At 72.3% G+C, this 20,909-nt stretch carries 22 protein-coding genes and 2 pseudogenes; 13 read left to right on the top strand and 11 right to left on the bottom strand.

The features are described 5' to 3' along the window. Positions 1–13 precede the first annotated feature (13 nt). Positions 14–1,915, top strand: a complete 1,902-nt coding sequence (gene fusA, locus OP04_RS02560) for an elongation factor G (RefSeq protein ID WP_033337718.1) — start codon at positions 14–16, stop codon at positions 1,913–1,915. 559 nt (positions 1,916–2,474) lie between these two features. On the opposite strand, the gene OP04_RS02555 is transcribed toward fusA, so the two are convergent. Continuing rightward, positions 2,475–3,098, bottom strand: a complete 624-nt coding sequence (locus OP04_RS02555; RefSeq protein WP_033337717.1) for a TetR/AcrR family transcriptional regulator — start codon at positions 3,096–3,098, stop codon at positions 2,475–2,477. 61 nt (positions 3,099–3,159) lie between these two features. Between OP04_RS02555 and OP04_RS02550 the strand changes: the two genes are divergently transcribed. Continuing rightward, positions 3,160–4,101 (top strand): hypothetical protein, encoded by a 942-nt coding sequence (locus tag OP04_RS02550; RefSeq protein WP_033337716.1) that lies wholly within the window; start codon positions 3,160–3,162, stop codon positions 4,099–4,101. A 174-nt stretch (positions 4,102–4,275) separates the two neighbouring features. On the opposite strand, the gene OP04_RS02545 is transcribed toward OP04_RS02550, so the two are convergent. Beyond that, the gene (locus OP04_RS02545) at positions 4,276–5,172 is read right to left on the bottom strand and encodes a DMT family transporter (protein ID WP_198153662.1); all 897 of its coding nucleotides are present in this window, start codon (positions 5,170–5,172) and stop codon (positions 4,276–4,278) included. A 73-nt stretch (positions 5,173–5,245) separates the two neighbouring features. Between OP04_RS02545 and OP04_RS02540 the strand changes: the two genes are divergently transcribed. Together OP04_RS02540 and OP04_RS02535 are read left to right on the top strand one after the other, a co-directional pair. Beyond that, complete coding sequence (locus OP04_RS02540; RefSeq protein WP_033337715.1) at positions 5,246–6,160, top strand: LysR family transcriptional regulator; 915 nt, start codon at positions 5,246–5,248, stop codon at positions 6,158–6,160. Continuing rightward, entirely contained in the window at positions 6,157–6,684 is a 528-nt protein-coding gene (locus OP04_RS02535; RefSeq protein ID WP_033337714.1) for a GNAT family N-acetyltransferase, read from the top strand. The genes OP04_RS02540 and OP04_RS02535 overlap by 4 nt, the downstream gene beginning before the upstream one ends. Positions 6,685–6,726: 42 nt before the next feature. On the opposite strand, the gene OP04_RS02530 is transcribed toward OP04_RS02535, so the two are convergent. Further along, complete coding sequence (locus OP04_RS02530) at positions 6,727–8,160, bottom strand: lipase chaperone (protein WP_051796969.1); 1,434 nt, start codon at positions 8,158–8,160, stop codon at positions 6,727–6,729. 66 nt (positions 8,161–8,226) lie between these two features. After that, a pseudogene (locus OP04_RS02525) lies at positions 8,227–9,288 on the bottom strand (MFS transporter); the annotation flags it as partial. Here OP04_RS02525 and OP04_RS02520 point away from each other — a divergent pair. Next, positions 9,273–9,728 (top strand): annotated as a pseudogene (locus OP04_RS02520) (DeoR/GlpR family DNA-binding transcription regulator); the annotation flags it as partial. The pseudogenes OP04_RS02525 and OP04_RS02520 overlap by 16 nt on opposite strands. 24 nt (positions 9,729–9,752) lie before the next feature. Here the strand turns inward: OP04_RS02520 and OP04_RS02515 are convergent. Further along, a complete protein-coding gene (locus OP04_RS02515) occupies positions 9,753–10,493 on the bottom strand; it encodes a class I SAM-dependent methyltransferase (RefSeq protein ID WP_033337713.1) in 741 nt (246 codons plus the stop codon). Positions 10,494–10,761: 268 nt separating this feature from the next. Between OP04_RS02515 and OP04_RS02510 the strand changes: the two genes are divergently transcribed. Together OP04_RS02510 and OP04_RS02505 are read left to right on the top strand one after the other, a co-directional pair. Next, positions 10,762–11,697 (top strand): hypothetical protein, encoded by a 936-nt coding sequence (locus OP04_RS02510; RefSeq protein ID WP_033337712.1) that lies wholly within the window; start codon positions 10,762–10,764, stop codon positions 11,695–11,697. Continuing rightward, complete coding sequence (locus tag OP04_RS02505; protein ID WP_033337711.1) at positions 11,694–12,149, top strand: hypothetical protein; 456 nt, start codon at positions 11,694–11,696, stop codon at positions 12,147–12,149. Before OP04_RS02510 ends, OP04_RS02505 begins: the two co-directional genes overlap by 4 nt. On the opposite strand, the gene OP04_RS02500 is transcribed toward OP04_RS02505, so the two are convergent. After that, positions 12,136–13,347: an MFS transporter gene (locus tag OP04_RS02500; RefSeq protein WP_232323436.1), complete on the bottom strand. Its 1,212-nt coding sequence runs from the start codon at positions 13,345–13,347 to the stop codon at positions 12,136–12,138. The genes OP04_RS02505 and OP04_RS02500 overlap by 14 nt on opposite strands. After that, complete coding sequence (locus OP04_RS02495; protein ID WP_198153661.1) at positions 13,284–13,754, bottom strand: hypothetical protein; 471 nt, start codon at positions 13,752–13,754, stop codon at positions 13,284–13,286. Before OP04_RS02495 ends, OP04_RS02500 begins: the two co-directional genes overlap by 64 nt. 60 nt (positions 13,755–13,814) lie before the next feature. On the opposite strand from OP04_RS02495, the gene OP04_RS02490 reads away from it, so the two are divergent. The 3 genes from OP04_RS02490 to OP04_RS02480 are packed head-to-tail and all read left to right on the top strand — an operon-like array spanning position 13,815 to position 16,290. Further along, a complete protein-coding gene (locus OP04_RS02490) occupies positions 13,815–14,600 on the top strand; it encodes a class I SAM-dependent methyltransferase (protein WP_033337708.1) in 786 nt (261 codons plus the stop codon). A 32-nt stretch (positions 14,601–14,632) separates the two neighbouring features. Further along, positions 14,633–15,562 (top strand): ABC transporter substrate-binding protein, encoded by a 930-nt coding sequence (locus tag OP04_RS02485; protein ID WP_051796967.1) that lies wholly within the window; start codon positions 14,633–14,635, stop codon positions 15,560–15,562. Next, entirely contained in the window at positions 15,559–16,290 is a 732-nt protein-coding gene (locus OP04_RS02480) for an ABC transporter permease (protein WP_033337706.1), read from the top strand. Before OP04_RS02485 ends, OP04_RS02480 begins: the two co-directional genes overlap by 4 nt. A 5-nt stretch (positions 16,291–16,295) precedes the next feature. On the opposite strand, the gene OP04_RS02475 is transcribed toward OP04_RS02480, so the two are convergent. After that, positions 16,296–17,213 (bottom strand): LysR family transcriptional regulator, encoded by a 918-nt coding sequence (locus OP04_RS02475; protein WP_051796966.1) that lies wholly within the window; start codon positions 17,211–17,213, stop codon positions 16,296–16,298. Between the two features lie 69 nt (positions 17,214–17,282). On the opposite strand from OP04_RS02475, the gene OP04_RS02470 reads away from it, so the two are divergent. Further along, on the top strand, positions 17,283–17,954 hold the full coding sequence (locus OP04_RS02470) for an HD domain-containing protein (RefSeq protein WP_033337705.1): 672 nt from the start codon (positions 17,283–17,285) through the stop codon (positions 17,952–17,954). Here the strand turns inward: OP04_RS02470 and OP04_RS02465 are convergent. The 3 genes from OP04_RS02465 to OP04_RS02455 all read right to left on the bottom strand — a co-directional run bounded on the left by OP04_RS02465 (position 17,951) and on the right by OP04_RS02455 (position 19,836). Beyond that, positions 17,951–18,346 (bottom strand): hypothetical protein, encoded by a 396-nt coding sequence (locus tag OP04_RS02465; protein ID WP_033337704.1) that lies wholly within the window; start codon positions 18,344–18,346, stop codon positions 17,951–17,953. The two genes, OP04_RS02470 and OP04_RS02465, sit on opposite strands and share 4 nt — an antisense overlap. A gap of 51 nt (positions 18,347–18,397) precedes the next feature. After that, positions 18,398–18,931, bottom strand: a complete 534-nt coding sequence (locus OP04_RS02460; RefSeq protein WP_033337703.1) for an ATP-binding protein — start codon at positions 18,929–18,931, stop codon at positions 18,398–18,400. Between the two features lie 305 nt (positions 18,932–19,236). Continuing rightward, positions 19,237–19,836, bottom strand: coding sequence for an AAA family ATPase (locus OP04_RS02455; protein WP_051797052.1), 600 nt, complete (start codon positions 19,834–19,836; stop codon positions 19,237–19,239). 152 nt (positions 19,837–19,988) lie between these two features. Between OP04_RS02455 and OP04_RS02450 the strand changes: the two genes are divergently transcribed. Further along, complete coding sequence (locus OP04_RS02450) at positions 19,989–20,333, top strand: hypothetical protein (RefSeq protein ID WP_033337702.1); 345 nt, start codon at positions 19,989–19,991, stop codon at positions 20,331–20,333. Between the two features lie 48 nt (positions 20,334–20,381). Further along, positions 20,382–20,906, top strand: coding sequence for a GNAT family N-acetyltransferase (locus OP04_RS02445; protein ID WP_157239144.1), 525 nt, complete (start codon positions 20,382–20,384; stop codon positions 20,904–20,906). Positions 20,907–20,909: the final 3 nt, after the last annotated feature.

Genomic DNA, 20,909 nt, shown 5'->3' with positions numbered 1-20,909 from the left:
AACGAGACTCATCATGCGTGTCCGCAATCTTGGCATCCTCGCCCACGTCGACGCCGGCAAGACGACGCTGACCGAACGGGTGCTGTTCACCACCGGGGTCACCTACAAGCAGGGCGAGGTGCACGAGGGTACGACCGTGACCGACAGTGACCCGCAGGAGCGCAGCCGTGGCATCACGATCTTCGCGGCGGCGGTCAGTGCGGACTGGAACGGGCATCGGCTCAACCTGATCGACACGCCCGGCCACGTCGACTTCTCCGACGAGGTCGAGCGGTCGCTGCGGGTGCTGGACGGCGCGGTCGTGGTCTTCGACGGCGTGGCCGGCGTGGAGCCGCAGACCGAGTCCGTCTGGCGCACGGCCGATCGTTACGGCGTGCCGCGCATCGTGTTCGTCAACAAGCTGGACCGGCCGGGCGCGTCGCTGCCGCACGTGGCCGAGTCGATCAGGACCAGGCTGGACGCGGTGCCGCTGGTGGTACAGCTGCCGATCGGGCGGGAGGACACCTTCGAAGGCGTCGTCGATCTGGTCGGCATGCGGCGCGTGACCTGGCCCGGCGGCGTGCTCACGGTAGAGCCCGCCACCGATCCCGGCTCGCGAACCGCCCGCAAGGCCCTGGAGGAGTCCGTCGCGGAGCGTCACGCCGACGCGCTCGAGCACCTGGGCGACATGCCGGACACGGTGCTGCGGAACGCGCTGCGCGACCTCACGATCGCGGGGGACGCGGTCGTGGTGCTGTGCGGGTCCGCCTACCGGGACAAGGGCATCGAGCCGCTGCTGGACGCCGTGGTCGACTACCTGCCCGCGCCGGGCGGTACGGCCGACGACGACCTGGTGGCGCTGGTCTTCAAGGTGCATTCCGCCCGCACCGGCCGGATCACCTATGCACGCATCTATCAGGGCACGCTGCGGAAGGGGGACGTCGTGTGGGACGCGGGCGCACAGCGCACCGAACGCGTGGCCAGGATCCTGCGCCTGCACGCGGACCGGCACACCGACCTGGACACCGCGACCGCGGGCGACATCGTCGGCCTCGCCGGCGTCAAGGCGGCCCGGACCGGCGCGACGCTCTCCACCCGCGCCCACCCGGTGCGGCTGGAGGCGCCGCGCACCGCGGAACCGCTGGTCTCGGTCGCGGTCGAGGCCCGCACCCGCGCGGACGCGCAGCGCCTGCCGGTCGCGCTCGCCGCGCTGATCGACGAGGACCCGTCGCTGACGCTGCACACCGACCCGCAGACCGGGCAGACGCTGCTGTCCGGCCTCGGCGAACTGCACCTGGAGGTGGCCGTGGAATCGCTGCGCCAGCACACCGGCCTGGCCGTGCAGACCGGTCGCCCGCAGGTCGCGTACCGGGAGACCGTGGTCCGCGGCGTGCGCGACTTCGTCTACCGCCACGTCAAACAGGACGGTGGCGCCGGACAGTTCGCGCACGTCGTGCTGACCGTGACGCCGCGTGACGACGGCTTCGTCTTCGAGTCCGCGGTGACCGGCGGGCGGGTGCCGGCAGAGTACGTACGCGCGGTCGAGGCCGGCTGCCGGGACGCGCTCGGCCTGGGCGAACACCCGGTCACCGGCCTGACGGTCACGCTGACCGACGGCGCCACGCACGTCAAGGACTCGTCCGAGACGGCGTTCCGCACGGCCGGCCGGCTCGGTCTGCGCGCCGCGCTCGCCGCCTGCGAGACCGCGCTGCTCGAACCGGTCGCCGAGGTCACGGTCTCGGCCCCGGGCGACACGCTCGGCGGCGTGCTCGGCGACCTCGCGTCCCGCCGCGGCCAGGTCACCGGCACGACCGAACGCTCGGTGACGGCCGTGGTGCCACTGGCCGCGCTGTTCGGCTACGCAACCGCGCTGCGCAGCCGCACCAGCGGCCGGGCGACGTTCACCAGCCGCCCGGCCGGCTACCGGCTGACGTGACGACGTGAACGCGGGCTCCTTCCGAGGGGCCCGCGTTCCCGCACGAGCGACCAGAACAAGATCAAGATCTTGCCTCCGGCGTCGTTCAGCAGCGCCGCTCCCGCGGATGCTTGAACGTGCCTGCGGGACGACCCCAGACCCCGATCCCGCTCACGCGCGTGGCCCGGCCCGCGCCTCGCCGCCGGAATCCGCGCCGCCCGGGAGGCGACAACCCAGATCAAGATCCTGCTTGCCCGCTCCCGGCGTGGTGCGGCAGCGTTGCTCCCGCGGGCAAACCTCGCGCCGGGCTCCGCTGGCGCTCCGCACGACGCGAGGAGCCGGTCACGCCGTGCTCCGGCACACCGAAGGCACTTCACAGCACGCGGGCTGTCGAGAGTGAGGCGGAAGACCGCGGGCCGTCGAGGCGCTGACCGCGTCGCACTCCCAGGTCATCGACACCTCGGGGGCGCGCCGGAACAACCGGCGGCCGCACCGTGCCCGGGGCCCGCGCCGGTGGACTCGGCCAGGCGGGGTGCCGCTGATGTCGTACCCACGGCTGGGTTTGTGGTGTGGAGACTGGTCACGCGCCGTAGGTGCCGAGGCCTTGTGCCGCGAGGGTGAAACCGTGGACGGCGGCGGCGCGCAGCGCAGAGCGGATGTCGTCCGGGCGCTCCCCCGCCATCATTCGGCGGTGTGCCTCGGCGTGCAGCGCCGCGTCCAGGCCGGCCAGTACCGCGGCGGCCATCCTGGGCGCGGGATCGTCCACTGTGGCCTTGGTGGCGGCGGCCAGTTCGGTGGCGAGCGCGTCGCGGGCGTCGTCGTGGAGGCGGCGGAGGCGGGCCTGGAGTGCGGTGCTGTTCTCGATCACGCGGTGGAAGGCGGCGGCGCCGGGGTGCAGGCCGAGCGTGGGCTCGTCGTCGTCGAGCTCGCGGAGGAACGCGTTGCGGACCGCGGTGACCGCGCTCTCGCCGGGGGCGCGGGACGCGACCGCGCCGGCGAGACGGCGTACCACCTGGTCCTCGCGGTCGAAGAACAGGTCCTCCTTGGTCGGGAAGTAGTTGAACGCGGTGTTCACCGAGACGCCGGCGACGCGGGCCACCTCCGCGACCGTGACCCGGTCGAAGCCCCTCTCCAGGAACAAGCCGAGCGCGGCGTCCGCGATCGCGGTCCGGGTCGCCGCCTTCTTCGCCTCACGGAGTGCCATGCGCAAAACTATAGCCGCCCCAAATTTGGTGTGACACCAAAATTCTGGTTAGGCTGCCGGCATGAGCCTCCTCTTCGGTATCTACGCCGGTGGTCTCGCCGGCGACCAGAACGGCATCACCACGCCCGGCCCGGCCGAGGACCCGGACCGCATCGACGCCGCGCTCGACGCGCTGCACGGCCCGCACCCGTTCCTGACCCGCGGATACGTGCTCTACGACGACGCGCGCCCCGGGCACGTCCAGGCGCCGCCGGCGCCGTGGCGGCACGCCCGCGGCAACCGCCGCCTCGACCTGGTCGTCTCGTTCCGCGAGCCCGGTGACGACCTGACCGGGTGGCTCGCGTTCCTGCGCGACCAGCTGCGCGCGCACGGCGACGTGCTGGCCACGCTGCAGGTCGGCGAGGAGGGCAACCACGCCGGTCCCGGCGGCGACGGCGGGCAGCCCGCGGTCCGGCGCGCGATCGTGGAGGGCGTGCTGGCCGCGCGCGCCGAGGCGGACCGGCTCGGCCTGACGGACGTGCGGATCGGCTGCAACTCCACCCCGATCTTCGACGACACGCAGGACTTCTGGAGCTCGCTGCGCGGCGACGAGTTCGCGGGCGCGCTCGGCTACGCCGGTCTGGACTTCTTCCCGGACGTGTTCGCGCCGATCCCGGCGGAGCAGCTGGAGGCCGCGGTCGAGGGCGTGATCACCGGCTTCCGCACGCGGAGCATGGCCGCGGCCGGCCTCCCGAGCAGCACGCCGATCCACATCACCGAGCACGGCTGGCCGACCGGCGGCGATCGCACGCCGGAACGCCAGGCCGAGGTACTGTCCACCGTGGTCAGCGTCGCCGACCGCCTCGGGGTGGCGGCCTACGAACACTTCGCGCTCCGCGACGCGGACAGCACCAGCGAGGACCCGTTCTTCCGGTTCGGCCTGATGACCTCCGGCTACCGCCCGAAGCCGGCGTTCGAGACGTACCGCGCGCTCATCGCGACGCATTCCGTCTCGACGACGTAGCCGGACTGCCGTTCCAGAAGCCTTCGCGGGTACGGACTCCGGCGTCTCAGTCCTGGGGTTCGTGGTGACCAGCCACGGATCCGAGGCCGCGGGAGCGCGCGGAACGGGACCGCGCCGGAAGCGGGAGATGGATCGTGGCCTTGTTGATCTTTCAGCGTTGAGGTCTGGACCGGGTCACTGGAGCATCATGGCCGGGGGCCGCGACTCGCGGTGGTGCTGTTCGATGGCGCGGCCCCAGGCGGTGGCGGCGAGGATGAGCGCGATGCCGAGATATCCCGTGAGAAGCAGCCGGTCGTGGGCGACGGTGATGCCGATGACGGCGGCCCAGACCGGCTCGGTGCCGAGCAGGAGGCTGACCCGGGACGGCGAGGTGCGGCGGACCGCCCAGGTCTGCACCAGGAAGGCGAAGACCGTGCAGACGATGACGAGGTAGAGGAAGAGCGCGGGGTCGAGGTGCGTGAGATAGCGCGGAATCGACTCGCCGTGGAACACCGTCGTCGCCGAGAAGAGGGCCGCGCAGGTGGCCAGTTGCACGGTCGTGAGGTGGATCGGGTCCATCGGCGCGGCGGAGCTGAGCCGGGACACGGACGTGACGTGGACGGCCCGGACCACGGCCGCGACCAGCACGAGCAGGTCTCCGAGGGACGGTGCGCGGAAGCCGCCGTCGCCGGCCAGGAGCACGACGCCGGCGACGGCGAGCGCGGCCGCGACGAAGAACCGGCCGGGTAGCCGCTGCCGCGAGAGCACGGCGTCGAGCAGCGGGGTGAACACGATCGTCAGGCTGATGATCAGGCCGGCGTTCGTCGCGGACGTGTGCGCGATGCCGAACGTCTCGAACGCGAACACGGCGGTCAGCAGCACCCCGAGGATCGCGCCGGCCCGCAGCTCGGCCGCGGTCACACGGGTGCGCCGGGCCGCCACCACAACCGCCATGATCACGGCCGCGAGCAGCATCCGCAGTGCGAGCAGCGCGACCACGGAGTCCGGGGTGACCAGCTCCTTCGCCACGAGATAGGTCGAGCCCCAGGAGATCGCGACCAGGAGCAGGAGCAGGTCGACACGGGTACGCATGCCGCTCATCGTCCGAGCGGCCGACAGCTAAGACAAGGCAGAGATTTCGTGCCCCATGGTTTAGCTTGAGCTAATGGAACTGGGTCAGCTGCGCGCGTTGCGAGAGCTGGGCGACCGTGGCAGCATCGCCGCGGTCGCGGCCGCGCTGCACGTCACGCCGTCGTCCGTCTCGCAGCAGATCAGCGCGCTGCAACGCACCTCACCGGTCCCGCTGACCGTCAAGGACGGTCGGCGCACCGCGCTCACCGACGCCGGTCGGGCGCTGGCGCTGGCCGCGATCGGTGTGGAGGAGGCGTTCGCGCGGGCCGAGCAGGCGGTGGCCCGGTTCCAGAGCGAGCCGGCGGGCACGGTGTCGGTGGCGGGCTTCCACAGCGCCTGCCTGGCCGTCTTCGGCCCGCTCCTCACCGCGCTGCACGGCCCTGACCGGCCGCGGGTCAGCCTGAGCGACTTCGACGTCGCCCAGGAGCGCTTCCCGGCGCTCACCTCGGACCACGACCTCGTCCTCGCGCACCGGCTGGCCGGCAGCCCGCCGTGGCCGGCGACCGTGCGGGTGACGCCGCTGCTGTTCGAGCCGCTCGATCTCGCGGTCCGGCGGGACCATCGGCTGGCCGCGAAGCCGTCGGTCACACCGGCGGATCTGCGCGGCGAGGACTGGGTGGCCGTCCACGAGGGTTTCCCGCTGGAGCGGGCGGTCGGCGTGATCGCGGGCGTCGGGGGCGGCGACGCGCGCATCGTGCACCGGATCAACGAGTTCTCCGTCGCCGCCGCCGTGGTAGAGGCCGGCGGCGGCGTCGCGCTGATGCCCCGCTACACCACCGACCACCCGGGCCTGGTGCTCCTGCCCTTGGCCCACCCCGGTCTCGGCCGGCACATCGACTGTCTCGCCCGCCCGGAGACGCTCGAGCGCGCCGGCGTCGCCGCCGTCCTGGCATTGATCAGCACCATCACCGACGACCTCGTCCGGCGGTCGGCCACAATGAACGCATGATCACCCTGGAGACGGAACGGCTGCGGCTGCGCAGCGAGTGGCGCGACGACGACCTGGACGCGCTGGCCGCGATGAACGCGGATCCGGAGGTGATGCGGTACATCATGGACGGCGCGGTGCGGGACCGCGCGCAGTCGGCACAGGGCCTGGCCAAGTGCATCCGGGACTGGCAGGAGCGCGGTTTCGGGCTCTTCGCCATCGACGTGCGGGAGACCGGCGAGCTGATCGGCTGGGCCGGGCTCGCGGTGCCGGAGTTCCTGCCGGAGGTGCTGCCCGCGGTCGAGATCGGCTGGCGGCTGGCCCGCCACGCCTGGGGCCACGGCTACGCCACCGAGGCCGCGACCGCGGTGCTGCACTTCGGCTTCGACGAGCTCGACCTGGACCGCCTGATCAGCATCCGTCACCCGGACAACGTCCGTTCCGAACGCGTCATGACCAAACTCGGCCTCACCCACGAGTCCGACACCGTCGTCCCCGTCTACCACCAGCCCGTCGCCATCCACGCGATCAGCCGGGCCCGGTAGGGGAACACCCGGGGTAGCGCTGCCCACCCCGGGTGCTCTGCCTCAGCCGAGCGGCTGGACGCGGGCGATCGTGACGGTGGTGCCGCTGCCGCCCGCGGCAGGATAGGCCGCGCTGCCGTCGGCGTACCCCTTGAAGGCCTGGTAGTTGTGGTCCTTCGCCGCGATGGTGAACTGGGACCCGACCGTGGTGCCGCTGCCGGAGTCGTAGACCTGGGCGGCCATGCCGGAGCCGGAGGCCCAGGTCAGCAGCATGTGTCCGTCACCGTAGGTGACCAGGTGCGGGTGCTGCGAGGACGCGCCCGTGGTGATCGTGGTGTCGGACGCGCCGGTGCTGAAGTGCTCGAGGCGCACCCGGTTGCCCTGGCTCCACGCGGTCCAGTACCCGGCGGACTTCGCCAGCACCAGGTCGCCGCCGAAGAGCGTGCCGTCACACGTACCCGCGGAAATGGTTCGATAGGGGTTCGGCTGTGCAATACGGCAGGCATTGTCGGTGGCGCACACGGTGACGAATTTCTTCGCCCGCGGGTCGTAGACGATACGTGAGGTCCAGGCGTGGCTGCACCCCACCTCGAATGCGTCCTTGTGCCCACTGACGAGCCCGCCGGATGCGTTCACGACCTGCATTCGGTCGCCTTCGTGAATGTCGACGCAGGCGCCGTTCTTGACCGTGATGGCGGTGCCGAAGTAGGCGGCCGTGTTCGCGCCGTCGGAGGCCAGGCGGCCGTGGTGCTGGTACCACCAGATGAACCGGGCACCGTCGTCGTAACCGGCCCGGCTGTCGCTCAGGTTTGTCACCTGGCGCTCCCAGACCTGCTGGCCGGAGGCGTCGAAGCGGATCATGACCATGGTCCGGCAGGGGCTGGACTCGCCGCCGCACAGCGGGGTGTCACCGCAGGTGCCGGCGCGGGTCACCAGCAGCACGCCGCCGTTCGCGTCGGCCTGCACGTCCTGGAGGTCGACGGCGGTGAAGCTGGCCGGCGTGCCGGTGAGCTTGTCGTCGCAGCCGAGTCTGCCCAGGTAGACCTTGCCGTTGGTGCCGAGCCAGGCGAGCCACGACGTGCCGTCGGGGGTGGCGGCGATCGCCAGCGGGAGCGGGTCGGTGTCGCCCTCGTTGCCGTAGCCGGAGACGGCGGCGGGCAGCGTGACCTGGGTGGTCTTGACGACCGGACCGGCGCTGACCGGGCGTCCGCAGTCGCCGGAGGTGGCGGGCGGCGGCGAGGCGGAGGGCGACGCGCTCGCGGAGGGCGAGGGCGAGGGCGACGGCGACGGGGCGATCGACGGCTCCGCCGAGGGGACGCCGGTGGCCGCGGCCGGCGAGATCGCCTCCGGGGTGGCGGATCCCCCGGTCAGCGTCAGCGCCGCCACGGTCGCGACCGTGGTCACGACCGCGAGCGCGGCCGCCGCGACGAGGGCTGCCCGGCGGCCTTTCCACCCACCCGCGCGATGCCGGTGGGCCGGCGGCGGGAGTTCAGTCATGTTCGTTTCCGTCCTTGTATTAATTTGTCATTAGGGGCGGATTAGATTGCGCTTAGGAAATGGCAGTCAGGCCATTCCCCGAGCGGACTCTACCCCATTCTCACGTCTGCTTGGGAGCGTGCCCACGGCGGCGCGTTCCCGCAGCATCGGCGCGGTCAGCGCCGCCACCACACAGAAGATCAACGGCAGGACGAAAGCCACATTCAGCGGTACGACGTGCGTCAGCGCGCCGATGACCGCCGGCCCGGCCAGCATGCCCAGATAGCCCAGCCCCGCCACCCGCGACACGTTCGCGCCGGCCGCGGCCGGATCCGTGTGCCCGGCCGCGCTGAACAGCTGCGGAATCGTCCCGGCCAGACCCGCGCCGAACAGCGTCCAGCCGACCAGCGCGACCGGGATCGACGGCGACCAGACGATCAGCACCATGGCCAGCGCCGCCACCACGGACCCCCAGCGCAGCACCGCGACCGGGCCGAACCGCGCCGCGATCCGGTCGATGAGCAGCCGCCCGACCGTCATCGCGGTGGCGAACGCGCCGTACCCGAGCGCGGCCGTGGCGGGGCCGGCCTGCAGCACGTCGCGCATGGCCAGCGCGCTCCAGTCCGCCGCCGCTCCCTCGCTCAGCATGAGCATCAGCGCGAGCGCGGCCAGCACCCAGATCCGCAGCGGCGTGGAGCGCCACCCGGGCTTCGGCGCCGAGGCGTCGCGGGCCGGCGGCGGCACGTGCGCCAGCAGCCCCGGGATGGAGGCCAGCGCCACCACCACGCCGGCCGCGCTCACGGCCGCGAGCGTGGTGAGCGGGCTCCAGCCCCAGCTCAGCGTGCGTGCGGCCAGCAGCGCCGCGAACACGCCGCCGATCGAGAACATCGCGTGGAACGCGGACATGACCGGCCGTTCGTACGCGGCCTCGACCTGCACGGCGTGCGCGTTCATGCTCACGTCCAGGCAGCCGTTGGCGAACCCGAAGGCCAGCAGCGCCGCGCCGAGCGCCCATCCGCTGTGCGACAGTGCGGGCAGCAGCAGCGCCGCGCTGATCGCCACGCCGCTGGTCGGCACCACCAGCCGTGCGCCGAACCGGTCGGTGAGCGGGCCGGTCAGCTGCATGCCGACGAACGCGCCGCCTGGAAGTCGCCCACCTGCTGGCCGCGCGCCGCCTGACCGTCATGCCGCTGTCGCTGCACGCGGCGAACGCGCTGACCGGCGCGCCCGCGCTGCGCCTGCTGCTGCCCGGCGGCGAGCCCCGGCCCGGCGAGCTGGCGCTGACCGGCCCGCTCACCGAGGCGTCGCTGGCCGCGCTGCGCTTCGACACCGCGATACTCGGCTGCTGCGGGCTGACCGCGGCGGACGGGCTCACCGCGTTCGACCTGGCCGACGCCGCGGTGAAACGGGCGATCATCGCGTCCGCGCACCGGGTGGTCGCGGTCGCGGAGCCGGCCAAGTTCTCCCGGACCGCACTGGCGTTCGTCGCGCCGGTCTCCGCACTCGACCTGATCGTCACCACCGACGAGGCGGACGAGGAGGACGTGGCCGCGCTGACCGCGGCCGGCACCACCGTCCACATCGCTTGACACCGGCCACGGCCCCGCGGTCGATCAGGTCCGGCGCGCGAGGTGCGCCACGACGCCGCCCTCGATCTCCACGGTCTCCGGGAGCACGCGCGAGATGGCCTCCCAGGCGCGCTCCGGCTCCGGCAGCTGAAGGTAGGCCGAGATCGTCGACAGGAGGCCGACGAACGCGGACGCGCTCACCGTCAGCCGCTGCGGGATCGTCACCTGCCGCACGTCGGTGAACCGCGCGTCCTGCAGCAGCTCCGTACCCGGCCACTGCATCTCCCGCTCCGGCGGCGTGCCGTCCGGCGACGGGAACTCGTCCGTGTCCAGGAACGGCGCGCGAGCCTCGCTCACCGCCCGCTCCACCGCCGGATCCACCAGCCGCACCGGCCCGCCGAACGACGCGAACGCGCCCCCGGCCTTCAGCAGCGCCGCGACCCGGTCCCACCGTCCGTCCGGCCGCGTCCAGTGCAGCGCGGCGGCCGCGTAGACCAGGTCGTACCGCTCACCCGTCGGCACCTCCTCGAACGCGGCCCTGATCGTGCGCACGCCGACGTGTTTCCGCAGCTCATCGAGCATGGCCTGATCCGGGTCCGTCGCCGTGACCGCGATCCCCCGCGCGGCGAACAGCCGCGTCGCCTTCCCGGTCCCGGCCCCGATCTCCAGCGCGCTCCCGATCGGCCGCCCCGCAAAGCCCAGCACGAGATCCGCAAGCTCCTCCGGGTAGCCGGGCCGATACCGCTCATACCGTTCCGCCACGGCACCGAAGCTCAGAGCACGCATGCCCTCACCCTGCCACGACACCCACACCGATCTCACCCGATAAAACCCGCACCCGTCTTCCCGCGCTTCCGGCGTGGTGGTGGTCCACATGCTCCCGCAGCCGTTCGAGACCGAGGCAGGGCCCGCCCGCAACATCGGTGAAAATCTATCGAGTTGCACGGTCGTACCGTGGCGGCTTCTGGGGTTCTCGAGGTGGCCGCGAGGGAGTGGCGCGGCTGGCATACATATAGGTGTGGGCAGCGCACGTCCGACATCGGGAGGCGCCATCATGCGCAAGAAGCTCTGGCGGGTTCCGGTCTGGGTCGCGGCCGCGGTGTTCGCGGCGTGGGTGACGGATCTCTTCGTGGCCGGGTTCGCGATCGACGGGTCGCTGCGGACGCGGCTGCTGGTCGGCGGCGCGGTGGCGGGGTTCTCGATGGCGGCGACGATGGTGTCCGCGCTCGTGGTGATCGCGCCGCTCACGCCGCTCATGATGATCGGGGCGAGGCCTCGGATCAGGGCTGGCTCGTCGCAGCTGGTGCCGCATCCGGTGGCCACGGCGCTGAGTGCCGTGGTGGTGTTCCTGCTGGCCACGTTCGCGGTCGGGCCGGTGGCGGCGTTCCTGGCCGTCCGGGCCTGCCGGGTGGTCGGCATGCCGGTCGAGGTCACCGGCGGCTGGGTGGCGTACTTCGTGGTCGGGCTGGTGATGCACAGTGTCTGGCACTTCGTGCACTCGTCGCTCGCGCCGTCGATCAAGGACAACAACGTCGTGCCGTGGGTGACGCAGCGGCTCTCGTTCCTGGCCTGCGCCGCGGTGCTGTGGCTGGCGGTCGACGTGGCGGGCACCGCGGACCTGGCGTCGGCAGGCGGGCCGGAGCCGCTGTTCGGCATCCTGGTGCTGGCGGTGGTGCTGCAGGCGCTGCGGTTCCCGGTGACCACGTGGTGGGGTGCGGTAACGCTGCTGCCGACGGACATCCTGGCGCTGTGGCTGCTGGCCTGGGCGGCGGAGCGGCTGGTGAGTCCGCTGGAGTTCGGCGGGCCGTGGCAGCTGGTGGCCACGGCGGCGGGGCTGAGCGCGCTCACGCTGCCGCTGCACCTGTGGGCGTTGCGGCACCCCCACAAGACGCCGAGTCAGGACGACACGGCGGGGCAGCTTCGCACGCCGACCCTGGTCAGCAATCCCGAGTTCACCGGCGGGCCGGCCGACCGGGGCACGGACGCGTGACCCGCCTGATCGTCGCCCTTCTGGTCGTCGGGGCGGTGTCGGCCTGTGTCTGCTGTGTCGGCGGCCTCACCGACACGCTATCGCCGCCGGTCGCGATCGGCCTGCTCGGCACGGCCGTCGCCCTCCCGGCCGCGGCGGCGATCATCGGTTACCTCCGCCTCACGCCGATCCCCCGGGCGATCCGCGTGGCCGCCGCCGCCCGGCTCGACCGGCTGGTCGCCGCCCGCCCCACCGTCGCACGCGACGACCGCGCACCGGCCGCCGTGACCGGCTACCGCATCTCGCACATCCAGGTCGATTCCGACAACGGTTATGTCGAGGCGACCGTGGTCGCCGCGATCACGTTCGACGACGGCTTGCCGGGCGCGCTGATCATTTCCCTGGTGCCGAGCGGCGACGAATGGCAGATCTCGCGCGTGGAGGGCTCAGGTTTCCGGCTCACGCCGGAGTGACCCTCGACGCCACCGCCCACCGGGCCACCGCCGGCACCAGGCTCCCGACCGCCGCGAACACCACCCCGAGCAGCAGCCAGCCCGGCGTACCCCATCCCAGGGTCAGGGCCGTGACCACGACCGGCGCGAGCATCTGCCCGAACTGATGCCCCATGGCGAACGTCCCCTGGTACTGACCGTGCGCGCCGTCCGGGGCCAGGCCGAACGACAGCCCCCAGCCGCCCGCCGAGTACCAGAGCTCGCCGGCCACGTGCACGAGCGCGGCCAGGACCAGCAGCGCCATGGTCAGGTGCCCGTTGCTGTGCGACGTCGTGGAGAAGATCGCGCAGGCCGCGAGCAGCGCGAACCCGGCCCGACGGGACGCGCGGGCCGCGCCGGGGATGCCCTCGGTGCCGCGCGACAGCCGGACCTGCAGCAGCACCACGGTGACGGTGTTGACCACGAACACCACGGAGATCATCCAGTGTGGCGCGTCCGTGCGGTCCGCGATCCACAGCGGCACCGCCACCTCGGTCAGCCCGAAGTTGATCGCGAGCAGCCCGTCGAGCACCGTGAGCAGCAGGAACGGCCGGTCGCGCAGCGCGGTCAGCCGCGGCCCGCCGCCGGTGTGCGGCGTGGCCGGGATCGGGGCGAGACGGATCAGCGCCAGCCCGGCCAGCAGATAGCTCAGAGCATCCACCACGATCATCAGCTGGTACGCCTCGCGCGTGCCGACCGCCAGCCCGAGCCCGGCCGCGCCCGCGCCGATCGTGATGCCCACGTTGGTGACCGCACGCAGGTAGGCGCGCGTGTGCACGCGCCGGTCCGGCGGCACCGCGCCGCCGATGATCGCGCCCCGGGCCGAGCGCTGCGCCGCGTCGAACACCGCCATCGGCGCCGCGACCAGCATGAACGTGGCGAGTGAGCCGACCGTGAGCATGGCCGTCTCGCAGACGCCGAGCGCGAACAGGCAGCCGATCGAGACGCCGCGCGGCCCGATCCGGTCCGCGAGGTAGCCGGCCGGGGTGCTCAGCACCAGCATGATCAGCGCGACCGTGGTGAGCGCGAGCCCGGTCTGCGCGATGGACAGCCCGACGATCCGGGTGAGGTAGAGCGCGCTGGACGCCATCCACAGCCCGTTCCCGATCGTGCTGATCAGCGTGGCGGTGGCCAGCACACGGATGGGTCCGGGTTCGGGGAGCAGGCGCATGACGGACATTTAAACAATACGAACGTACGGTTTGCAAACGGCAGCAGGAACCGGTCGGCCAGCAGGGTCACCCCGTCCGCGTCCGCCGCGACCACCTTCCGGATCTTCCCCGGCGGCCGCCGCACGTCCGCGCACCCGCCCGTGCCGAGGTCCCAGTACCGCAGCAGCCCGTCCTCCGCGCCGGTGACCGCGACCGGGCGGCCGTCCAGGACCGTGGCGTACAGCGCGGTGACCCCGGCCGGGTGCTCCAGGTCCGGGCCGGTCGGCGCCGCCGCGTCGAGACTCCACTGCACCACCCGGACGGCCGCGGCCGCGAGCACGATCTGCCGTTCCGCGGTGTCGCAGGTGAACAGGTGGCGCACCACGCCGGCACCCGCCCCATGATCGTCATGGGCGCGCACTCTGACCGCACCCACCGATATTCCCGCACCGCTATATTGCTTGATGCAAATTCATCAACATCTGGGGGGGTACGGATGGCCACGTCGCCCTACACGTTCGACAACGACACGCCGACCGCATCGCGGCTGCTCACGGCGCTCGGCCAGATGATGGACCCGTTCACCCGGCGACGACTGGGCGAGGCGGTGGACCTCGCGTCCGCCCGCTGCCTCGAGGTCGGCGCCGGCGCCGGGACGGTGGCGCTCTGGCTAGCGGAGCAGGGCGCGGACGTGATCGCCACCGACATCAAGCCGCAGCACGTGCCGGCGCATCCACGGCTGACCGTGCTGGAGCACGACATCGTGCACGACCCGCTGCCGGACGGGCCGTTCGACCTGATCCACGTGCGCGCCGTGCTCGCCCACCTGCCGCAGCGCGAGCAGGTGCTGGCCCGCCTGGCACGGGCGCTCGCCCCCGGCGGCACATTGGTGATCGAGGAGATGGAGGCGCGCTGGGGCGTCTCCGTCCTCGCCGCCGCGGATGAGAACCTGCCCGGCATCATGGAGCGCTACGAGCCCGCGATGCTCGCCGTGCTGCGCGGCAACGGGCAGGATCCGGCCTGGTCGCGGCGTGTCTTCACGGCGATGGCCGAGGCGGGGCTGACCGATGTCGGCACGGAGGGCTGGCACGGCTCGTCGGCCGGGGGCACCGGCGCCTGCCTGCTGGCCTGGTCCGGCTCGACCGAGCTGCGGCCGCGGCTGATCGCGACCGGGCTGATCAGCGCCGCCGACCTGGACGCGCTGGCCGCGGCCGCGCTCGATCCGGGCACGGTGCTGCGCGGCACGCTGCTGTTGTCGACGGCCGGGCGGTCCCCGTCGTGAGATGGCGTCGCGCGGCTGCCACCGTACCGCTGATGCTGCTCTTGATCTGTGGTTGTGACACGCCGGAGCCGGAACAGCGGGGCGAGAAGGTCACCTATCTCACCGGCGTCGCGGCGCAGGGACGCGAGGCCTATGTGTATGTGGCGATCGACAAGGGCTGGTTCGCGGAGGCCGGGTTCGACGTGGCGGTGCAGCCCGGGAACGGCACGGTGCAGAACCTGCAGGTGCTGCAGGGCGGGCAGGCCGACTTCGCGATCGTGGACATCACGGCGGCGCTGATCGAGCACGGGAAGGGCACGTTCCGGGACTTCACCGTGATCAGCGCCGTCCACCAGCGCAATCTCGCCGCGATCATGGCGCTGGAGGGTTCCGGCGTGACGACGCCGGCGGATCTGGCGGGCAAGCGGATCGCCTATCTGCCGGGCGGTGTGGCGCGCACGCTGTTCGACGCGTACGCCGCCAGGTCCGGCGTGGACGACAGCCGCATCGAGTGGGTCAACATGCCGATCCAGCAGATGGGGCAGGGGCTCGCGGCCGGCAGCATCGACGCGGCCACGCAGTTCGTGGTGGCGAAGCCGGCGCTGGAGGCGATCGCGAAGGGGCGCGCGGTGACCGTGCTGCCCTACAGCGACGTGCTGCCGGACCTGTACGGCAACGGGCTCGCGGTGTCGCGGGCCGCGCTGCGCGACCCGGAACGGTTGCGGCGCTTCAACACCGCGATGCTGCGCGGTCTGGCGTTCGCGGCGGAACATCCGGACGAGGCCGCGGCGATCTTCGTGAAGTACCAGCAAGGGCAGACCGCGGCGGTCGCGGCCGCGGAGCTGACCGCGATGGCACCCTACGTGGCACCGGCCGGCGCGCTCGACCCGGTACGCGTCGCGGCGAACGTGGCCGCGCTGCCCCCGCCCGGCAACACGGTCGACCCGGCGGACGTGATCTCGTACGACCTGCGCCCCCGATGATCGGACGGTTCGTCCCGCCGGTGCTGGCCGGCGCCGCCACGATCGGGCTGTGGTGGCTGGCCGTGGTGGCGCTGCGCATCGAGTCGTACGTGATCCCCGCTCCCCCGGCCGTCGCCGCCGCGTTCGCCCGCCTGCCCGGCTACCTGCTGCGGCACGCGGGCGTCACGCTGCTGGAGACCGTGCAGGGCTTCGCGATCACCGCGGTCGGCGGCGTCGCGCTCGGCACGCTGCTGGCCACCGCGCCGGTCGTGTCCCGCGCGGTCTACCCGGTGCTGGTCGCGCTGAACGCGGTGCCGAAGCTCGCGTTCGCGCCGCTGCTGATCATCTGGCTCGGCTTCGGCCCCGGCCCGAAGATCGTGATGGTGGTGCTGATGTGCTTCTTCCCGGTCGTGCTGGCCACCGCGACCGGCCTGACGAGCACGCCCGCGGAGCTGGTGGAGCTGGCCCGCTCGCTGGCCGCGTCGCGCTGGAAGACGTTCACGCGGGTACGGTTCCCGGCCGCGCTCCCGCAGATCATGCTGGGCCTGAAGACCGCCATGCCGCTCGCGGTGATCGGCGCGCTGGTCGGTGAGCTGTTCGGCGCCGGCGCCGGCCTCGGCTTCGTCATCCAGAACGCCGGGGCGGACACCGCGCTCGCGTTCGCCGCGATCGCGCTGCTGGCCGCGATGAGCATCGCACTCTTCGGCCTGCTGGTGACGATCGAGCGCCGCCTGCTTCCCTGGGAGTGACGTCGTCATCCTCGGGTGTCCGGTGGTGCCGCCGAGCGTCGCCCACGCGCTCGCGTCGTAGCCCGGATCTCGCTCAGCAGCGCCTTCGTGCGGGGGTCGTCCAGCGCCCCGGCACGATGCGCCGCGTAGTAGGTGATCCGCGGCAGGTCCGTGATCGGCACCGCGACCAGCCCTTCCGTCGGGCGCACGCACCCGGTGATCACGGTCAGCCCCACGCCCAGCTCCGCCAGGTGCACCGCCAGCGGCCACCCCTCGATCTCCACCGCCACGCTCCACGGCACGCCGGCCTGGCGCAGCGACCGCTCCAGTGCGATCCGATGTGGGCGGTGCGGCGGCGGCACCACCAGATCCGCTCCCGCCAGGTCCCGCATCCGGATCCGGTGCCGTCCCGCCAGCCGGTGCCCGACCGGGGCCAGCACCACCTGCGGATACGTCGCGACCGGCACGGTGACCAGGTCGGCCGGGAGCACGTCGAGCACGGACACGCCCAGGTGCGCGCGGCCGTTGCGCAGCGCGTCGAGCATCTCGTCCCGGTTCGTACGCAGCAGCCGCAGCCCGCCCGGCCTCGCCGCCAGCGTGCGCCGGATCGCGTCGCCGAGCACGTGCAGATAGGCCCCGTGCCCCGCCGCCAGCACGATCGGGCGCGCCGCCGGCGTCTCCCGCAGCTCGTCGAGGAACCGGCCCAGCCGCTCGTCACTGTCCCGCGCGAACCGGGCCACCGCCTCCCCGTCCGGCGTCAGCACCAGCCGCCGACCTCGCCGCTCGTAGAGCGGACGCCCCAGCTCCCGCGCGAGCGTGGCCAGCTTCGCGTGCAGCGCCGGCTGCGAGATGTGCAGCGCCTCCGCGGCCCGGGTCAAATTGAGATGGTCCGCGAAGACGTGGAACGCCGCCAGCGCGTCGGAGTTGATCCTCGGTCCGGCCATAGGGTTCCTTTATAGCTCGCCCGTTGTTTGGTAGTTCCCCCTTTGCATTGCGGCGGGCAGGCTGAACGCATGATCACGGGGAAGCACCTGACCGCCATGCCGTTGCACGCCGTCACCGAGGTTCTCGGGTCCGCGGGCCTCGCCCGCCGCCTCGAGCTGGAACTGCTGCGTCTCCCGCCCGCGGACCGCCGCCTGGTCGCCGCCGCGGCGGTCTGGGCCACCGAGTTGCACGGCGCACAGCGGCGCGTCCGGGAGCCGTACATCAACCACCTGCTGCGGGTGACGCTGCGCATCCTCTGCTACTACCGCGTCGAGGATCCGGAGGTGCTGGCCGCCGCGCTCCTGCACGACTCCGTCGAGGACCAGCCCGTCACGATCCAGACCATCATCAGCCGGGGGTACGGCACGCGCGTCGCCGCGCTGGTCGCCTCCGTGACGACGCCCGCCCGGCCCTCCGGCGTGGACCGGGTCAGTCACTACCTCGACCACCTGTCCACCACGGTCGCGGCCTCACCGTGGGGCCGGGTGATCAAACTGTCCGACTTCACGGACAACGGCGTCGGCATCATCCACACGACCGGCCCGAAGGCAGCACGCGTGGCGGTCAAGTACGCGCCGGCCGTACCCGTGCTGCGCTCGCTCCTGTCCCTCCCCGACACCCCGCTCACCCCGCCGGTCAAGACCCACATCCACGCCCAGCTCGACCTGGCCACCACCCGCATCGCGGCGGTCCTGGGCTAGCCTTCCGCGCGCTCACCGCGGAAGTTCCGCACGGCCACGAGCCGCATCGACTCGTGGTCCCGGTCCCGCAGCGCCCGCCCGGTGAGCCCCGCCCTCAGATCGTCCAGATCCTCGACCACAACGGTGGCGATCCCGCCGGCGCCGAACCCGATGAACCAGACCGGCTCGTCGGGAAACCAGCCGCTGAGCCGGTCAGCACTGAAGTCGCCCCCGGGCCCACCCGGAACGACAGGCCCGAGGCCGGCCAGTGCCGCCCGCGCCGCCTCGGCCACGTCGTCCACGCCGGCCGAGACACCGAGGCGGTCATCCGGCGCGGAGAAGAACGCGGTGCCGTGCGCGAAGACGGCCCAGGCCATCTCCGGCGGCGGCACCGACCCGGTCTCCGGATTCACAGTGGTAAAAATCTTCTCGATCACTTCCGCAGGCGTCGGCACCGGCCGACTCTACGACAGCCCCACATCCCCCGCGGCCCAGCCGGTCAGCCCGATGATCTCGCCGGCGATGTCCACCACCGGCCTGCCGTCGGTCGGCACGCGGTGGACCCAGGCCGGGCTGAGCGCTTCGAGCTCGCGAGCCGCAAGATCGCTGCGGACGACGTGCTGCTCCAGCGCCGACCCGATCTCACGCCGCGCGAGCCGCTGCCGCGCCGTCACATCATCCGCCGTGAGCAGCACCGCGGTGACGCGCGGATCGTCCCCCATCGCCGCCGTCAGCTCATCGACGAACCGGACGCTGACCGTGTTCGCATAGATCAGACGCCGATACCCGAGCGCCCGATAATTGCCCCACATCGCCGCCAGGTTCCGTTCCGCCAGCCCGTGCTCCCACGGCGGCGGATAGGCCAGATCGAGGTTGTCCCCCTCGATCACACAGTGCCGCACCCCTCCCGCGGACAATTGCGCATGAATCTCATACCCCACGCTGCTCTTCCCGACCCCCGACCGCCCGCCGAGAAGCAGCACCTCACTCCGCACCACCCCCGCACCGTAACGCGATCGGCCCCCGCCGGCATCCAGGTTACGGAGCCTTCAACATCGCGCTATTTCACGAAATTTCGGGCGCACAGTGCCCGCCTTTGCTTCTACATCCCGAGAAACCGATCCCCACCTCCGGGACACAAGATCCTTCGCCCGGGAGGTGCGGCATGGCAGTTGACGTTGCCGTTCCGCTGCCCCGGTGCCGGAGGCTCCCGCCGGAGGCGACAGCCGCCACCGACGGCGAAGCGAGCGGCGAGCACAATGTCCGGATGCCACCCGTGATACCCGACGGCCCCTTCACGTGCTCAGCCGCCGGCGCCGGACGAGCAGCGAGAACAGCGGCACGGGCACGGAGTCTGCGGAGCAGCGGTGGCGAGCCCGCTGGACTCCAGGATCAGGCGAACGGCGTCGTCGCACGCCATGGCCTCGGGAATCACTCGCTCACCGGGAAGGCCGAGCAGATCCCTCGGCGAATACCACTCGCGCATCTCGTCGGCCGTGACCGGAATGGGCTCGGCGCGGCCGAGGTGCCGCCGAACGGTCTCCTCGAAGGAGACGTCGAAATAGAACGCGTACGTGGGCCCCGCGTGACCGGCGGCCAGCCCCTGCAGCACCGACGCATACCGCGACGTGTGCAGGATGCCCTCAAGAATCACGTGGTACCCCAGGTCGAGCGCGTTCCGGGCGGTCGCCGCGATGAACGCGGGTGCCACCGGCCCGATCTCCGCGTCGTCGTGCTCGCGCAGCATCACCCGGCGCAGATGGTCCTGTTCCAGCAGGGCACATCCCCGCCCGTACCGTCGGCGGGTTTCTCTTGCGGTGGTGGTCTTGCCGCTGCCGGAGTTGCCGCGGATGAGGATCAGCGTGCTGGAGGGCATGAAGGATCCTAGCTCCGCGTGCGGCATGCCGGTCAGGATGGCGAGTGGATCGCCCCGGTCGCCGTTCACGTTCGCGACCACGACCTGCGATCCGTCCCGGGTGCCGTGGGCGTAGGTCGTCGATCCGAACGTCGCCCCCGCCCGTTCCCCACACCCCCTCCCGGCGCGGAAGCGTCACCGTGCGTGATGGCGGCGATCTGCGCGGCCGGGACACGCCCGCCGGCCGCCGTCCGCACCACCTCGCGGTCTTCTTCACCGGCCTCAACGGCCACATGCGCGCAGGCCCCTCCACGGACGCGGTGACGGCGCTGCCCGCGCCGGCGTACGCGCGCAGGCCCCTGCCGTCCCTGGAATTGATCACGGCACTGAGCTGGCCGGACGGCCGCCTCCACCGGGTGCTGCACGCGGTCGCGGAGGTCGGCGGGCAGCTCACCGTCCGTCGCGACGACGACGGCCGCTACGCGTCCGTGGCGGACACGAGCCGGCTCACACCCGCGCGACGGGCCACATTGGATCAAGGGTGAACAGGAACGGGCTGGTGAGTGAGCAGTTCTCGCCGTCACTGTGTGTTCATGGACGACATACGTGATCTCGCGGTGATCCGGCGGGCCGTGCTGTCCGATCTCGACGCGGTGAACGACATGCATGCCCGATGCTCGGTCGATACGCGGCGTGCCCGTTACCACGGGCAGCGGGATCGGATCCGAGGTGGCGAGTGGGAGTGGTGGTGCGACCCGCCGTACGGCTTCAGCGCGCTCGTCACGCTGAACGCCCGCACGGTCGGGCTGGTGAACGTGATCGGCACGATCCCGGACGGGTTGTGGGAGGCCGGCGTGCTGATCGAGGACGCCTGGCAGGAACGCGGCCTGGGCTCGCGTGCCGCGGCCTACGCGGTGTGGGAGGCGCGGTCGGCCGGCGCGTGCGGGATCGAGGCGCTGGTCGAGTCCGACAACGCGCGCGGCAAGCGGTTGTTCGCCCGGCTCGGCGCGCAGTGGTCACGGGAGGAGCCGGGCACGCTGACGGCACGGATCAGGTTCGGGGAGCCGGTGGGTGCGGATCGCGGGCTGTCACGGCCGCCGATGGGCGCCTGCCGGTGAGGT

Origin of the sequence: Catenuloplanes japonicus (assembly GCF_000717135.1) — a bacterium.
Lineage (GTDB): Bacteria > Actinomycetota > Actinomycetes > Mycobacteriales > Micromonosporaceae > Catenuloplanes > Catenuloplanes japonicus.
Note: the sequence above shows the minus strand (reverse complement) of the source record. Positions and strands in the feature narration are given on the sequence as shown.

Excerpts from the sequence above, each read along its gene's own strand:
- fusA (WP_033337718.1), top strand. The coding sequence starts at position 14 with ATGCGTGTCCGCAATCTTGGCATCCTCGCCCACGTCGACGCCGGCAAG.
- OP04_RS02555 (WP_033337717.1), bottom strand. The coding sequence starts at position 3,098 with ATGGCACTCCGTGAGGCGAAGAAGGCGGCGACCCGGACCGCGATCGCG.
- OP04_RS02550 (WP_033337716.1), top strand. The coding sequence starts at position 3,160 with ATGAGCCTCCTCTTCGGTATCTACGCCGGTGGTCTCGCCGGCGACCAG.
- OP04_RS02545 (WP_198153662.1), bottom strand. The coding sequence starts at position 5,172 with ATGCGTACCCGTGTCGACCTGCTCCTGCTCCTGGTCGCGATCTCCTGG.
- OP04_RS02540 (WP_033337715.1), top strand. The coding sequence starts at position 5,246 with ATGGAACTGGGTCAGCTGCGCGCGTTGCGAGAGCTGGGCGACCGTGGC.
- OP04_RS02535 (WP_033337714.1), top strand. The coding sequence starts at position 6,157 with ATGATCACCCTGGAGACGGAACGGCTGCGGCTGCGCAGCGAGTGGCGC.
- OP04_RS02530 (WP_051796969.1), bottom strand. The coding sequence starts at position 8,160 with ATGACTGAACTCCCGCCGCCGGCCCACCGGCATCGCGCGGGTGGGTGG.
- OP04_RS02515 (WP_033337713.1), bottom strand. The coding sequence starts at position 10,493 with ATGCGTGCTCTGAGCTTCGGTGCCGTGGCGGAACGGTATGAGCGGTAT.
- OP04_RS02510 (WP_033337712.1), top strand. The coding sequence starts at position 10,762 with ATGCGCAAGAAGCTCTGGCGGGTTCCGGTCTGGGTCGCGGCCGCGGTG.
- OP04_RS02500 (WP_232323436.1), bottom strand. The coding sequence starts at position 13,347 with ATGTCCGTCATGCGCCTGCTCCCCGAACCCGGACCCATCCGTGTGCTG.
- OP04_RS02490 (WP_033337708.1), top strand. The coding sequence starts at position 13,815 with ATGGCCACGTCGCCCTACACGTTCGACAACGACACGCCGACCGCATCG.
- OP04_RS02485 (WP_051796967.1), top strand. The coding sequence starts at position 14,633 with ATGCTGCTCTTGATCTGTGGTTGTGACACGCCGGAGCCGGAACAGCGG.
- OP04_RS02480 (WP_033337706.1), top strand. The coding sequence starts at position 15,559 with ATGATCGGACGGTTCGTCCCGCCGGTGCTGGCCGGCGCCGCCACGATC.
- OP04_RS02475 (WP_051796966.1), bottom strand. The coding sequence starts at position 17,213 with ATGGCCGGACCGAGGATCAACTCCGACGCGCTGGCGGCGTTCCACGTC.
- OP04_RS02470 (WP_033337705.1), top strand. The coding sequence starts at position 17,283 with ATGATCACGGGGAAGCACCTGACCGCCATGCCGTTGCACGCCGTCACC.
- OP04_RS02455 (WP_051797052.1), bottom strand. The coding sequence starts at position 19,836 with ATGCCGCACGCGGAGCTAGGATCCTTCATGCCCTCCAGCACGCTGATC.
- OP04_RS02445 (WP_157239144.1), top strand. The coding sequence starts at position 20,382 with ATGGACGACATACGTGATCTCGCGGTGATCCGGCGGGCCGTGCTGTCC.